The 14018-nt window shown below is 53.6% G+C and carries 15 protein-coding genes; 8 read left to right on the top strand and 7 right to left on the bottom strand.

Translation table 11 applies throughout. From position 1 onward, the window contains the following. Positions 1 to 4 precede the first annotated feature (4 nt). The 3 genes from osmW to clcB all read left to right on the top strand — a co-directional run bounded on the left by osmW (position 5) and on the right by clcB (position 3254). Positions 5 to 652 carry an osmoprotectant ABC transporter permease OsmW gene (gene osmW / locus FD428_RS11420; RefSeq protein WP_012132461.1) on the top strand — a complete coding sequence of 216 codons (648 nt, stop codon included), beginning with the start codon at positions 5 to 7 and terminating at the stop codon, positions 650 to 652. Further along, complete coding sequence (gene osmV / locus FD428_RS11425) at positions 652 to 1800, top strand: osmoprotectant ABC transporter ATP-binding protein OsmV (protein WP_047457187.1); 1149 nt, start codon at positions 652 to 654, stop codon at positions 1798 to 1800. The genes osmW and osmV overlap by 1 nt, the downstream gene beginning before the upstream one ends. A gap of 164 nt (positions 1801 to 1964) precedes the next feature. After that, positions 1965 to 3254 carry a voltage-gated ClC-type chloride channel ClcB gene (clcB, locus tag FD428_RS11430; RefSeq protein WP_048902388.1) on the top strand — a complete coding sequence of 430 codons (1290 nt, stop codon included), beginning with the start codon at positions 1965 to 1967 and terminating at the stop codon, positions 3252 to 3254. Here the strand turns inward: clcB and bioD are convergent. The 3 genes from bioD to FD428_RS11445 form a co-directional block, all read right to left on the bottom strand. Then, the gene (gene bioD, locus FD428_RS11435) at positions 3210 to 3905 is read right to left on the bottom strand and encodes a dethiobiotin synthase (RefSeq protein ID WP_024130350.1); all 696 of its coding nucleotides are present in this window, start codon (positions 3903 to 3905) and stop codon (positions 3210 to 3212) included. The two genes, clcB and bioD, sit on opposite strands and share 45 nt — an antisense overlap. A gap of 125 nt (positions 3906 to 4030) precedes the next feature. Further along, positions 4031 to 5251, bottom strand: coding sequence for a sugar metabolism global transcriptional regulator Mlc (gene mlc / locus FD428_RS11440; protein ID WP_012132466.1), 1221 nt, complete (start codon positions 5249 to 5251; stop codon positions 4031 to 4033). 128 nt (positions 5252 to 5379) lie between these two features. Continuing rightward, complete coding sequence (locus tag FD428_RS11445; RefSeq protein ID WP_012132468.1) at positions 5380 to 6279, bottom strand: LysR family transcriptional regulator; 900 nt, start codon at positions 6277 to 6279, stop codon at positions 5380 to 5382. A 120-nt stretch (positions 6280 to 6399) separates the two neighbouring features. On the opposite strand from FD428_RS11445, the gene FD428_RS11450 reads away from it, so the two are divergent. Next, on the top strand, positions 6400 to 7653 hold the full coding sequence (locus tag FD428_RS11450) for an MFS transporter (RefSeq protein ID WP_058669086.1): 1254 nt from the start codon (positions 6400 to 6402) through the stop codon (positions 7651 to 7653). Between the two features lie 57 nt (positions 7654 to 7710). On the opposite strand, the gene FD428_RS21755 is transcribed toward FD428_RS11450, so the two are convergent. Beyond that, entirely contained in the window at positions 7711 to 7806 is a 96-nt protein-coding gene (locus FD428_RS21755) for a KPN_01571 family protein (protein WP_233609019.1), read from the bottom strand. Positions 7807 to 7936: 130 nt separating this feature from the next. Next, the gene (locus FD428_RS11455) at positions 7937 to 8626 is read right to left on the bottom strand and encodes a CPBP family intramembrane glutamic endopeptidase (RefSeq protein ID WP_114848508.1); all 690 of its coding nucleotides are present in this window, start codon (positions 8624 to 8626) and stop codon (positions 7937 to 7939) included. Positions 8627 to 8801: 175 nt separating this feature from the next. On the opposite strand from FD428_RS11455, the gene FD428_RS11460 reads away from it, so the two are divergent. The 3 genes from FD428_RS11460 to FD428_RS11470 all read left to right on the top strand — a co-directional run bounded on the left by FD428_RS11460 (position 8802) and on the right by FD428_RS11470 (position 11796). Next, positions 8802 to 10292, top strand: coding sequence for a carboxypeptidase M32 (locus FD428_RS11460; RefSeq protein WP_114848509.1), 1491 nt, complete (start codon positions 8802 to 8804; stop codon positions 10290 to 10292). Positions 10293 to 10452: 160 nt separating this feature from the next. After that, a complete protein-coding gene (gene asr, locus FD428_RS11465) occupies positions 10453 to 10707 on the top strand; it encodes an acid resistance repetitive basic protein Asr (protein WP_114848510.1) in 255 nt (84 codons plus the stop codon). Between the two features lie 270 nt (positions 10708 to 10977). After that, on the top strand, positions 10978 to 11796 hold the full coding sequence (locus tag FD428_RS11470; protein WP_114848511.1) for a serine protease: 819 nt from the start codon (positions 10978 to 10980) through the stop codon (positions 11794 to 11796). A 45-nt stretch (positions 11797 to 11841) separates the two neighbouring features. Here the strand turns inward: FD428_RS11470 and mdtI are convergent, their stop codons facing one another. Then, positions 11842 to 12171 carry a multidrug/spermidine efflux SMR transporter subunit MdtI gene (gene mdtI, locus FD428_RS11475; RefSeq protein ID WP_012132478.1) on the bottom strand — a complete coding sequence of 110 codons (330 nt, stop codon included), beginning with the start codon at positions 12169 to 12171 and terminating at the stop codon, positions 11842 to 11844. Then, positions 12158 to 12520, bottom strand: coding sequence for a multidrug/spermidine efflux SMR transporter subunit MdtJ (mdtJ, locus tag FD428_RS11480; protein ID WP_114848512.1), 363 nt, complete (start codon positions 12518 to 12520; stop codon positions 12158 to 12160). Before mdtJ ends, mdtI begins: the two co-directional genes overlap by 14 nt. A gap of 421 nt (positions 12521 to 12941) precedes the next feature. Between mdtJ and FD428_RS11490 the strand changes: the two genes are divergently transcribed. Continuing rightward, positions 12942 to 13976 carry an AI-2E family transporter gene (locus FD428_RS11490; protein WP_047457210.1) on the top strand — a complete coding sequence of 345 codons (1035 nt, stop codon included), beginning with the start codon at positions 12942 to 12944 and terminating at the stop codon, positions 13974 to 13976. Positions 13977 to 14018 lie beyond the last annotated feature (42 nt).

The following is a 14018-nucleotide window of genomic DNA, read 5'->3' on the forward strand; positions in this document are numbered from 1 at the left end:
GCTTATGGATACGATTCATTACATGATGGATAACGCGGGTTATCTGACGAGCCTCACTCTTCAGCATTTGTGGCTGGTTGCGCTGGCCGTCGGTCTGGCGATTATCATTGGCGTGCCGCTGGGCATTCTGATTGTTCGTCATAAATGGCTGGCTACGCCGGTGTTAGGGGCGGCGACGCTGCTGCTCACTATCCCGTCCATCGCATTATTTGGTTTGATGATCCCGCTGTTTTCGCTGATCGGTCAGGGGATTGGCGCCCTTCCCGCAATTACCGCCGTTTTTCTTTACTCGTTGCTGCCGATTGTGCGCAACACGCACACCGCGCTCGACAGTTTACCGCCGGGCTTGCGCGAAGCGGGACGCGGAATTGGCATGACGTTCTGGCAGCGTCTGCGCTGGGTAGAAATTCCGATGGCCCTGCCGGTGATTTTTGGCGGGATTCGCACTGCCGTCGTCATGAATATCGGCGTGATGGCCATCGCCGCCGTTATTGGCGCTGGCGGCCTGGGGTTACTGTTACTGAACGGCATCGGCGGGAGTGACATCCGCATGTTAATCGCCGGTGCGCTGATGATTTGTCTGTTGGCCATTGTGCTCGACTGGTTGCTGCATCGCCTGCAAGTCGTACTGACACCTAAGGGGATACGATAATGATAAAACTGGAAAACCTCACCAAACGCTTTTCACAGAAGAACGGCCAACCGCTTAACGCCGTTGATAACATCAATCTGAACGTGCCGGAAGGTGAAATGTGCGTGCTGCTTGGGCCGTCAGGCTGCGGCAAGACCACCACCCTGAAGATGATCAACCGGCTGATCGCGCCCAGCAGCGGCAATATTTTCATTAACGGACAAAACACCAGTGCGATGGATACCGTCACGCTACGGCGCAACATTGGCTACGTGATCCAGCAAATTGGCCTGTTTCCCAACATGACCATCGAAGAGAACATCACGGTTGTCCCGCGTATGCTGGGCTGGGATAAAACCCGCTGCAAACGTCGCGCGGAAGAGTTAATGGACATGGTGGCAATGGATGCGAAAAAGTTTCTGCATCGCTATCCGAAAGAGATGTCAGGCGGTCAACAACAGCGCATCGGCGTGATCCGTGCGCTGGCGGCCGATCCCCCGGTGCTGTTGATGGATGAACCTTTCGGTGCGGTAGACCCGATTAACCGCGAGGTGATTCAGAATCAGTTTCTTGATATGCAGCGGGCGCTGAAAAAGACGGTGATGCTGGTCAGCCATGATATCGATGAAGCGCTGAAACTGGGCGACAGGATTGCCGTATTCCGCCAGGGCCGCATTATACAGTGCGCCAGCCCGGATGAATTGCTGGCAAAACCGGCGAATGAATTCGTCGGCTCATTTGTCGGTCAGGATCGTACGCTAAAACGTCTTCTGCTGGTTTCGGCGGGCGACGTAACCGACCAACAACCCACCCTGACCGCCCGCACCGCCACCTCGCTGGCAGAGGCGTTCGGCATCATGGACGATAATGATATTCGCGCGATCACCGTTGTCGACAGCGACGGCAAGCCGCTTGGCTTTGTGAAGCGTCGTGAAGCCAGGAACGCCAACGGCACCTGCGCGGATATAATCCACCCGTTTCGCGTCACCGGAAAAGCGGAAGACAACCTGCGTATTGTGCTGTCGAAACTGTACGAGAGTAACACCAGTTGGATGCCCATTGTCGATGAGGAAGGACGCTATAACGGCGAAATCTCGCAGGATTACATTGCCGATTATCTCAGTTCAGGCCGCACCCGTCGGGCGCTGAATATTCACGAAAGTAGCTAAACGCCGGATGGCAGCTACGCTTTACCTGGCCTACGGAGCACATTCTTGTCGGGCCGGTAAGCGAAGCGCCATCGGGCAGTTCCCCCTGCGCACGCAGTGCTTTTGCGTCCCGCGCTGTTTACCCGCAAAATAGACACTCCTGAAAATGCCTGTGTGGTCTGCCCATGCACCGCCTACATACATACCCTGACCTGCGAGCGATGTTTCGCCGCCTGTTAATCGCGACAATAATTGGCATCCTTGCCGCACTGGCGGTAGCCGGGTTTCGTCACGCCATGCTGGTGCTGGAATGGCTTTTTTTACGTAACGATACGGGAAGCCTGGTGAATGCCGCGACAAACCTTTCTCCCTGGCGACGACTGATCACCCCCGCCGTAGGCGGCCTCGCGGCAGGTGCGCTGCTCTGGGGCTGGCAGAAAATGAATCAACAACGCCCCCATGCCCCCACCGACTACATGGAAGCCCTGCAAACAGATGGGCAATTCGATTACGGGGCAAGTCTGGTGAAGTCCCTTGCTTCGCTGCTGGTCGTCGCCAGCGGTAGCGCCATCGGGCGCGAAGGGGCCATGATCTTACTGGCAGCGCTGGCGGCATCCTGTTTTGCTCAGCGTTGCACCCCGCGTGAAGAGTGGAAATTGTGGATCGCCTGCGGCGCTGCGGCAGGGATGGCCAGCGCGTATCACGCCCCGCTGGCGGGCAGCCTCTTTATCGCGGAAATCCTGTTTGGCACGCTGATGCTGGCGTCGCTGGGCCCCGTTGTGATTTCCGCCGTCGTGGCATTACTGACCACCCATTTGCTCAGCGGCGGTAATGCCCTGCTCTATACGGTTCACCTGTCACTGGATTTACATGTGCGGGAATATGCGATGATTATCAGCACCGGGCTGGTGGCTGGCGTCTGCGGGCCGCTGTTTATGTGGTTAATGACCACCACTCATAACGGTTTTATTCGGCTGAAATTATCGCCTCCGTGGCAACTGGCGCTGGGCGGATTCATCGTTGGCTTACTATCCCTGCTGACGCCGGCCGTCTGGGGAAATGGCTACAGCGTCGTGCAGTCATTTTTGCTCTCCCCGCCGCTGCTCTCCGTGATCGCCGGGATCTTCATCTGCAAATTACTCGCCGTACTCGCCAGCAGCGGTTCCGGTGCGCCCGGCGGCGTCTTTACCCCCACGCTGTTCATCGGCTTGTCGATTGGTATGTTATACGGTCGGATGTGGGGATTCTGGCTTCCGGGAGCGGATGAGATGGCAATATTGCTGGGATTAACAGGAATGGCGACGCTGCTGGCGGCAACAACACACGCGCCGATGATGTCGACGCTGATGATCTGTGAAATGACCGGGGAGTATCGGCTACTCCCCGGATTACTGATTGCCTGCGTGGTGGCGTCGGTCTTATCGCGAACGTTACGCGAGGACTCGGTCTACCGACAGCACACTGCCGAGCATTGACAGACGGATATATTGCCCCAGCTCGCGTTGTTCGGCACGCGGCAAATAAGGCAGTTCGCCAATCAGCGGCGCAGGCAGTTTTTTGCTTAACACATCAATGATTTCGGCATAATGCGCCAGCCCGGGATTGATGCGGTTCGCCACCCAGCCGATCAGCGGTAATCCGTCATTGGCGATAGCCTGTGCGGTCAGCAGCGCATGGTTAATGCAGCCTTCCTGAATCCCCACCACCATCAACACCGGTAACTGCTCCTGCACGACCCATTCAGATAACGGACGCAGGTCGTTCATCAGGCTGCGCCAGCCGCCGGTGCCTTCCACCACGACGTGGTCAACCTTTTCGCTCAGGCTGGCAAGCCCGTTAGATAACAGGGTGTAATTGATCGGACAGCTATGCGCCACGCTGCTTTCGTCTTCGCTCAGCGCAATCGGATTGATCGCCTCATAAGGCAGCTCAATAGAAGAGACGCTCTGCAACACCAGCGCATCTTTATTGCGCATGCCTTCCGGCGTCTCTTTGCTGCCTTTCGCAACGGGTTTATAACCTGCGACGCTTTTGTTCCCTGACGCTAACGCTTGTAGTAATGCGCGGGAAACCACTGTCTTCCCAACAGAAGTGTCTGTACCTGTAATAAAGAAACGCTTCAGCATCACTAACTCCACCGTTATGCTTCGAAAATATAAGCCAGGAAAATAATACAGTGGAGAAAGTCTAAGGTATGACAATCGCGATCAGCTTGCGTTAGCGCAAATTTTCGTACGACAGTTAAAAAATGTTAACCCTGTAATAGACGAATCAACAAAGAACCGTTATACATCGCGTCTTTTACCAGTGCGGCGCCCGCCATCGTCCCTTGATTGGAAAACTGCGTGCTTTCAACGGCGATATGCTTGCTATACGCCGGCAGCGCCTGTTGACGGATGCTGTCCGCAATTGCCGGAAAAAGGATTTCCGCCGCTTTGCTCAGCGGCGAACCGATCAGAATTTTTTGCGGATTAAATAAATTCACCATGATCGCCAGAATGCGGCCAACATGCATCCCGACGCCGCTAATGATATCTTTCGCCAGCAAATCCCCCTGCACCGCCGCCTGGCACAGCGAATCTACCGTCAGCGGCTGCCCGTGCAGCGAAGAACTCATCGACTGATTGAGTCGCAGCTGCGCCAGTTCAAGCACGCTGTCCACGCTGGCGATCGTTTCCAGACAGCCGTGGTTCCCGCAGTAACAACGTTTACCGTAGGGGTCGACCTGCGTATGGCCGATCTCCACCAGACTGCTGCTGCCCGCATGCAGTAAGTGGCCGTCGGTAATCACGCCAGCCCCAACGTTGTGATCAATCACCACCTGAATAACATCACGCGCGCCGCGCGATGCGCCAAAAAGCGCCTCAGCCATCGTCCAGGCGCTGATATCATGCTGAATATAGACCGGTACGCCGGTGTGGTGTTCGAGGGTTTCCCCCAACGGCATCTCTTTGACATCGTCGTAAAACGGCATGCGGTGCACAATGCCATTCTCAGTATCAATAATACCGGGTAAGGTGATGGCGATAGAGGTCAGGCGTTCGAGTTTTTGCTGGTGACGGATAAAAAACTGATCGACCATAAAAATGATGCGTTCAAGCAGCGGAGTCTCAGAAACCAGCGGTAGCTCAAGGCACTCCTCCACCACCAGCTTGCTGCTCAGGTCACGCAGGGCGAGAAAAATCTCGCCACGGCTGATACGAATAGACAAATAGTGCCAGGCCTCGGTTTCCACCACCAGCCCGACCGCCGGGCGACCTCGGCTTCCCGCCTCTTTGATCTCCAGCTCCTGAACTAAATGCGCTTCGAGCATTTCGCGAACAATTTTAGTGATACTGGCAGGCGCCAGTTGCGCCAGACGAGAAAGATCAATTCGCGACACGGGGCCCAGCTGATCAATCAGGCGATATACCGCGCCAGCATTGGTCTGCTTGATTTGATCGATATGCCCTGGCTGACTATCAGCAACCACCTCTGACTCCCTTTATTTTCGCGCTCCGAAATAATCTGTGGGCTATGGTGAATGACTTCAATAGTTGTCGTCAACTTTTTACTTAGCCGTGTGATTTACTGCACATTTTCATCCCTTTTTAAACTAAATTAAGCGCGCTTTGCGGCCGTTAAAAGTTGATGGCGAAATCGTTGCGCAGCGTGACTTTGTTCATGATGTTTCGGCCATACCAGCCACATTTCCGACACGGCATCCGCTTCGGCAATGGGCACCCAACGCATTTCATCAAGCTGTACCCGCTTAAACGAGGCGGGCAGGATCGACACCCCCAGCCCTGCGGCTACCAGCCCGATAATCGTCATCGCCTCTCCAACCTCCTGAGTGATCGCCGGAGTGAGATGGTAACGGCGCATCAGGCCGAGAATATCGTCATACAACCCCGTTCCGACATGCGGATCAAAAAAGACAAACGGTTCTTTCGCCAGCTCCGCCAGCGTCACGACCGGCTTTTGCGCCAGCGGATGTTCACGGGGGATCATCGCCAGCAGCGGTTCATGCAGAATCACTTCCCAGTCCAGCGTATCCGGCAATGAGGTATTGCGCAGTAACCCCATATCCAGCGCGCCTTCATTAAGCGGCGCAATCTGCTCGCGGGTGTTCATTTCACGGGTCTGCATATGCACATCCGGGTAGTCCTGGCGAAACAGAGACAGCGTATCCGAGACGGCTTTAATAAACGGCGCGGATGAGGTGAAGCCAATGCGCAGCTCGCCGGTCTCCCCCTGATGCAAGCGTTCCGCGCGGGCGGCGGCCTCATTCACCAGCCCAAGGATCTGCCGACTGTCTGCCAGAAACTGCTTACCCGCCGCCGTCAGCGCAACGCTCCGGTTGGTTCGCGCCAGCAGCCGTGCGCCAATCTGCTGCTCAAGGGTCTGGATCTGCTGGCTTAGCGGGGGTTGAGAGATGTTCAGCCGCGCAGCCGCCCGGCCAAAATGCAACTCTTCCGCAACCGCCACAAAGTAACGTAGATGACGAAGTTCAATATTCATATTTTATAAATATTATTTGAGATTATTAATATATTAGACAGAATATTTTGATTTTCCTACTCTTAGCACTGAGGTCATACCCGTCACCATAATCACGGGGATGTTGAGCAAGGATTTCAAGTGAGTCGTATTACTGCTGTCGACACCGCAACGGCGAGCGATGTTGATGAACACATTATTTCCCAGCCGGTTCAATATATAAAACGTGGTACATCCCAGTTTATGCGCGTTACGCTAGCGCTATTCTCCGCCGGGCTGGCGACGTTCGCCCTTCTCTATTGCGTACAACCGATACTGCCTGTGTTGTCCCATGAATTTGGCGTCTCTCCCGCCAGCAGCAGTATCTCGCTTTCCATCTCCACCGGCATGTTAGCCATCGGGCTGCTGTTTACCGGCCCGTTGTCCGACGCGATCGGCCGCAAACCTGTAATGGTGACGGCGCTACTGCTGGCCTCCTGCTGTACGCTGCTTTCCACCATGATGACCAGTTGGCATGGCATTTTAATCATGCGCGCGCTGATTGGCCTGTCGTTGAGCGGCGTCGCTGCGGTAGGCATGACCTATTTAAGTGAAGAGATCCATCCTAGTTTCGTCGCCTTCTCAATGGGGTTGTACATTAGCGGCAACTCGATTGGCGGCATGAGCGGGCGTCTGATCAGCGGCGTATTTACCGACTTTTTTAACTGGCGCATCGCACTGGCGGCGATCGGCTGTTTCGCGCTGGCGTCCGCATTGATGTTCTGGAAAATCTTGCCGGAATCCCGCCATTTCCGACCGACTTCATTACGCCCCAAAACGCTGTTCATCAACTTCCGCCTTCACTGGCGCGACAGGGGCCTGCCGCTGTTATTCGCAGAAGGCTTTTTGTTAATGGGGTCGTTTGTCACGCTATTTAACTATATCGGCTATCGGTTGATGCTTTCGCCCTGGGAACTCAGCCAGGCCATTGTGGGGCTTTTATCGGTGGCTTACCTGACGGGCACCTGGAGTTCGCCTAAAGCAGGCGCTATGACGACGCGTTATGGTCGCGGCCCGGTGATGTTGTTCTCAACCGGCGTGATGTTGTTCGGGCTATTAATGACGCTGTTCACGTCGCTATGGCTGATTTTTGCCGGAATGCTGCTCTTCTCCGCCGGATTCTTTGCCGCGCATTCGGTGGCAAGCAGCTGGATTGGCCCACGCGCGAAACGCGCCAAAGGCCAGGCATCTTCCCTGTATCTCTTCAGCTATTACCTGGGTTCCAGCATTGCCGGGACGTTAGGCGGGGTATTCTGGCACAGCTACGGCTGGAACGGTGTCGGCGGGTTTATCGCGCTGATGCTGCTTCTGGCGCTGCTGGTTGGCTCCCGCCTGCATCATCGTCTGCGCGTTTGATAAAGAGAAGCCCGGGTCGAGCCCGGGCATTCTTTACAGCTCAACCAGCGCTTTGGATTACCACAATCCCAGGATGGAAGAAGCCCCCATCAATTCCCTGACGGCATCCAGTGCCAGAAGAGCAAAGATAACCCAGATAATTGGATTCATCATGCTGTGTGTATTTATTTTTATTGTTGAGGTTTGACTTTACCCCGCGCGATAGCCAAAAGCGAGACCGGAAGATAAAACTACCTGTAATGGTGGGCAACACTGACGATATCACTTCCGAATGCCGTAAATATCACCCGGAGGATAATAAGACCTGAAAGCCATATTGTATTCCGATCACCGTCGCATTCATTAATATATGCAGGGTAACAGGCATTAATAACCCTTTAGATTTGACTCTGGCGACAATAAGCACCTGCGATATTAAAAATAACATCAATAATGTTCTGATATCGGCGTACTGCGTATGCATCAGCGCAAACAGCGTTGAAACGGCAAGCGACGTCGCCCACACCTTATCATTGAACCAGTACTGAAAGGCGTTGAACAGACACCCTCTGAAGACGATTTCCTCGTAGACCGGGACGAGGAAAATCAGTGACAGGTTGGTCAGCCAGAAAGTGTAGTTATGCAATGAAACCTGCGTCATGACCCACGCTTCTGTTTTTCTCATCCCCAACATAGCAGGTAAAAGAAACTGGATGATCAGAATGGCGCCAAACAAAATAACAAACCACTTTGCGCTCAATGTGCCTTTTCCCAGACCGTCTCTTTTTCTAAAAAAGAGATAATACAGCGGGACCAGAATAAAAAACTCCAGCACAAACATCAGCGGTAAAAGTAACCCACTTTCCATTAATTGCGCACTGCGGGTAAAAAACAGTGGCGTAAATGTAATACCAAACATCAGCATAAACATAGAAAAACAGCCTGACACTGCTTTTGTCCTGACAATATAGGCGTTATTGATTTCCTGTTGCATCCCTGTTCCCTGTTAATATTTCACCAGTGTGCTTCACGACACCGCCATTTATGATAAGAAGTATCATTATCACTTACAACCTACCAACATTTCTGCCATCGTTGCCATCAGCGCATAAACATGTATGAATCAGGGTAAACTCCTCACATTCGCAGAACACGACGGGAACACAACAATGTCCAACAAGAGCCACTACCAACAACTCACCCGCACTTTCCAGCGCCTCTCCCGCTTTTCGCATCTCTCCGCTATCGCCAGTTGGGATATGTTCACCATGATGCCTCCCGGTGGAAGCACCGCGCGAGGCGAAGCGCTGGCCGAGCTGAACGTGCTGGAACATCAGTTACTGACTGACCCGAAGGTTGCGCAGTGGATAGCCGCCGCCGGGCAGGAAGATTTGAACGATGTTGAGCAGGCGAACCTGCGTGAAATGGCGAGGCGGCACCATCAGGCGGCCCTGCTGCCTGAGTCACTGGTGGAGGCGAAATCGCTGGCGGGGAGCCGGTGTGAACACGCATGGCGGAGTCAGCGTCCGGCGAATGACTGGCAAGGATTTGCGCAGAATCTGAAAGAGGTTGTGAAATACAGCCGTGAAGAGGCAAAACTTCGCGCCGAAGCTAAAGGATGTTCGCCCTACGATGCCCTGCTGGATATTTTTGAGCCCGATATGACCAGCGCCCAACTGGATGTTCTGTTTGCGGATGTCAAAACCTGGCTTCCCGATCTGTTAAACCGCGCGGTGTCAAAACAGTCGCATCAGCCGCTGATTGCGCCGGTCGGCCCGTTCCCGACAGCGCTACAGCGTGAACTGGGACTGGAAACCATGTCGCAGTTAGGGTTTGATTTTAACGCCGGTCGGCTGGACATCAGCGCCCACCCGTTTTGCGGCGGCGTGCCGGAAGATGTGCGCATCACCACGCGCTATGATGAAAATGAATTACTCAGCGCGCTCTTTGGCGTGATCCACGAAACGGGGCACGCCCGCTATGAACAGAATCTGCCCCACGCCTGGCAGGGTCAGCCGATCGCGTTTGCCCGCTCCACGGCCATCCATGAATCCCAGAGTCTGTTTTTCGAGATGCAACTGGGTCGCAGCACGGCATTCCTCAAACGGCTCATTCCCGCCGTTAAACGTCATTTTGGCGATCAGCCCGCTTTTGAAGAAGCGAATTTCATTGCCTGGAATCAGCGGGTGAAACCGGGCTTTATCCGCGTGGATGCCGACGAAGTGAGTTATCCTGTCCATGTTATCTTGCGCTATGACATTGAACAGGCGCTGATTAACGGCGACATCGAAGTGGATGATATTCCCGCGCTGTGGGATGAAAAAATGCAGGCCTGGCTGGGGCTGTCAACCGCGGGAGATTACCGTAACGGCTGTATGCAGGACATCCACTGGACCGACGGCGGCTTTGGCTACTTCCCGTCTTATACGCTGGGCGCCATGTATGCCGCACAGCTGTTTAGCGCTGCCCGTCGCGCATTGCCGGATCTGCATAATCAGATTGCGCAAGGCGATCTCAGCGCCTTGTTTGATTGGCTGCGACAAAATATCTGGCAGCACGGCAGTCGCTTTACTACCGCGCAGCTGATCGCTCAGGCCACCGGAGAACCGTTGAGCAGCCGTTACTTCCGGGCGCATCTGGAATCACGCTATTTGTCATGATGTCTCTTGTTTGCCCGATAGCGTCAATCTGTCGGGCCGGTTGTACATACCGTTACACACCGATACCAATGACTCACGGAAGCCCTCGATTTACAGCGATATAGTGATTTCACCGGCCCCGCAGTGGGGTTGAATAAAAAACCAAATCGAGGGTATCAGAATGAAAAAAGTATTAGCTCTGGTTGTTGCCGCTGCTATGGGTCTGTCTTCTGCTGCATTTGCTGCTGAAACGGCAACGTCCACGACGGCTGCGGCACCCGCTAAAACCGCACCGGCAAAAACCACGCATCACAAAAAACACCACAAAGCAGCGGCTCAGAAAGCGCCTGAACAAAAAGCGCAGGCAGCGAAAAAACACACCAAAAAAGCGGTAAAACATACTGCGGCTAAACCGGCAGCTAAACCGGCGGCATAAGGTACTGGCGAGTTCTATGGCGCTCCCCCGCGCCATAACACACGGCACTAAATCATCGGGTTTAGCGCCGTTTCTTCGGAGGGTTAACGTGTTTCGTTACCGCTTTGAGTTGATTCTCACCATGCTTATATTATGCGCCCTTATTGCCACGCATTTTTATATTTCCTGAATGTAGTTATCTGATTTTACTCCCACTTTCCTGCCGTCACGTCTATAGTATTCACTGAGGGTTTGCTTTTAATAATCATAATTACCCACACAGAGTGTGATATGCATAAAACCATTGCGGTATTACTGGGCGTAATTTGTCTTTCCCCTGTTGTTGCTCATGCGGATGAGGCTGATACCACCACGGATACCCGTGAAGCCAAAACGTTATTTTTTGACCATGACGATCGGGTCAAGGTTGAAGATCCGACGCAGTCGCCGTGGGACGCTATTGGTCAACTGGAAACCGCCAGCGGCAACCTGTGTACCGCCACGCTCATTTCATCTCATCTGGCGCTCACCGCCGGACACTGCTTGTTAACGCCGCCGAAGGGAAAGCCAGATAAAGCCGTGGCTTTGCGTTTCGTATCGCAAAAAGGTCTCTGGCGTTATGAAATTCACGGTATTGAAGGTCGGGTCGATCCGTCGCTGGAAAAGCGCTTAAAGCCTGATGGCGATGGCTGGATTGTCCCTCCGGCCGCCGCGCCGTGGGATTTTGGTTTGATTGTGTTGCGTTATCCGCCGTCCGGCATTACCCCACTGCCCTTATTTGAAGGCGATAAAGCCGCGCTAACCGCTGCCCTGAAAACCGCCGACCGCAAAGTGACGCAGTCAGGTTACCCGGAAGATCATCTTGATACGCTTTACTCGCATCAGGATTGCCTGATTACCGGCTGGGCGCAAAACGCGGTGCTCTCTCACCAGTGCGACACGCTGCCCGGCGACAGCGGTTCTCCGTTAATGCTGCATACCGACGCTGGCTGGCAGTTGATTGGCGTACAAAGTTCCGCTCCGGCGGCAAAAGATCGCTGGCGGGCTGACAACCGCGCGATTTCCGTCACCGGCTTTCGCGACAAGCTGGAAGCGCTGGCTCAGGAATAGATGATGGTTCCCGTGCGCTGCCCGCCGTAACGGGCAGCATAGCTGTCAGGCCAGTTTTATCATGATCATGCCGATAAGCAGCAATACCACGCCTACCCAGCCTTTGTTGTTCAGACGCTGTCCAAAAAGCACCCACCCGGCTGCCAGCGTGGCGGCGATACCAAATCCGCCCCACAACGCATATGCCACCGAAAGATCAATGCCTTTTACCGCCTGAGAGAGCGCGCTGAAGGCCGCCAGCACTGCGGCCAGCGACAGAATGCCATAGAACTTGCGACGAAAGCCGTCAGAAAACTTCAGGAACACGTTAGCGACGATTTCCAGAACGATCGCCATCGCCAGCCACGCGGCATGAACCCACTCAAACTGCGGCATGCGTCGCCTCCTTCGCGGCGTTTACTGGCTTGCGCGTACCCGATTTGATCAGCGCGATCCCGAATACCAGCGTAACCAGACCCGCAATTTTCATGGCCGATAAGGCTTCGTCAAATAACAGCACGCTAAACAGCGTAATAAATAAAATACCGATGCCTTCCCACAAGGCATACGCCACGCCAAGCGCAATTTTTTTTACGGCAAAAGAGAGAAAAATATACGACAGCGTAATCATGACCAGCATTAAAATAAAACCCGTGTTGCCATTGCTTACGCTTGCCCATTTCATCGACAGCGTTCCGGTAATTTCAGACGCAATGGCAAGGGCTAATAAAATCCAGTAAAACATGGTGCTTCTCCTGCTTGAGAATATAGTCCTTCGGGCCTGCTGCATGCAGCAAACCAAAAAATAAAATGAATTAGCCAGGCGCGTAGCGCCAGCTCAGGCAGAAGTAAGGGACTAAAGCGCGTTGCGCCAGTGCTGCTCACCAGCAAGCAGGAAAGAGGAAGAAGTGCGAAGAAGTACGGTCTGTGTAGAAAAAAACGTCCTGAACATATTGTCCATAATATTACAATTATCCGCAGTGTTGCTTCTCGTCATCGCGGATGAAAATTGTCCTCGGTAGTTAAACACGTCTGATTTGTACCACAGCCTTAGAATTAACTCAAAACCTTTTCACTTCTTTACCCGCGCCGTTTGATTTTTGTTAGCACAGCCCGACAAAAATCACATTATTATAAAGAGTAAGAACAAAAATTCAGGAATTATCATGGCAAAACCGATCATCACGCTTAACGGCCTGAAACTCGTAATCATGCTGGGAATGCTGGTCATCATTCTCACCGGTATTCGCTTCGCTGCCGATATTATTGTGCCGTTTATTCTGGCGTTATTTATTGCGGTGGTACTGAGCCCGCTGGTGCAGCGCATGGTCAGGCTTCGCATCCCGCGCGTTTTGGCCGTATCGATACTGATCGGGATTATCGTGATGGGCATGGTGTTGCTGCTGGCCTATCTCGGCACATCGCTAAATGAGTTAGCCCGCACGCTGCCACAATACCGCTCATCATTGGTTGTGCCGCTGAAAAACATTGAACCGTGGCTACAGCGCCTGGGTATCGGCGTCTCGGTGGATGAGCTGGTAAAATATATCGACCCTAACGCCGCCATGACGCTGGTGACAAATTTGCTGGCGCAGCTGTCTAACGCCATGTCATCCATTTTCCTGCTCTTGTTAACCGTGGTCTTTATGCTGCTGGAAGTTCCGCAATTGCCCGGTAAACTCCAGCAGATGATGGCCAGGCCGGTTGAAGGTATGGCCGCGATTCAGCGCGCAATCGACAGCGTATCGCATTATCTGGTGCTGAAAACGGCGATCAGCATTATCACGGGCGTTGTGGTCTGGGGAATGCTGGCGCTGCTGGAAGTTCGTTTCGCATTCGTCTGGGGACTGCTGGCTTTCGCGCTTAACTATATCCCCAATATTGGCTCGGTTCTGGCCGCAATCCCGCCTATTGCGCAGGTTCTGGTGTTCAGTGGTCTTTATGACGCGCTGGTGGTGCTGACGGGGTATCTGATTATCAATCTGGTGTTCGGGAACATCCTTGAGCCCCGCATCATGGGGCGTGGATTGGGCCTTTCCACGCTGGTGGTTTTTCTCTCCCTGATCTTCTGGGGGTGGTTATTAGGCCCTGTCGGCATGCTGCTTTCCGTGCCGTTGACGATCATCGTTAAAATCGCGCTGGAGCAAACCTCCGGCGGGCAAAGCATTGCCGTCCTGCTCAGTGATTTGAATAAAACCTGATCTCTTCAGATGTAAAAACGGCCTCCTGAGAGGCCGTTTTAT

Source organism: Citrobacter sp. TBCP-5362, from assembly GCF_005406305.1.
Classification (GTDB): Bacteria; Pseudomonadota; Gammaproteobacteria; order Enterobacterales; family Enterobacteriaceae; genus Citrobacter_B; species Citrobacter_B koseri.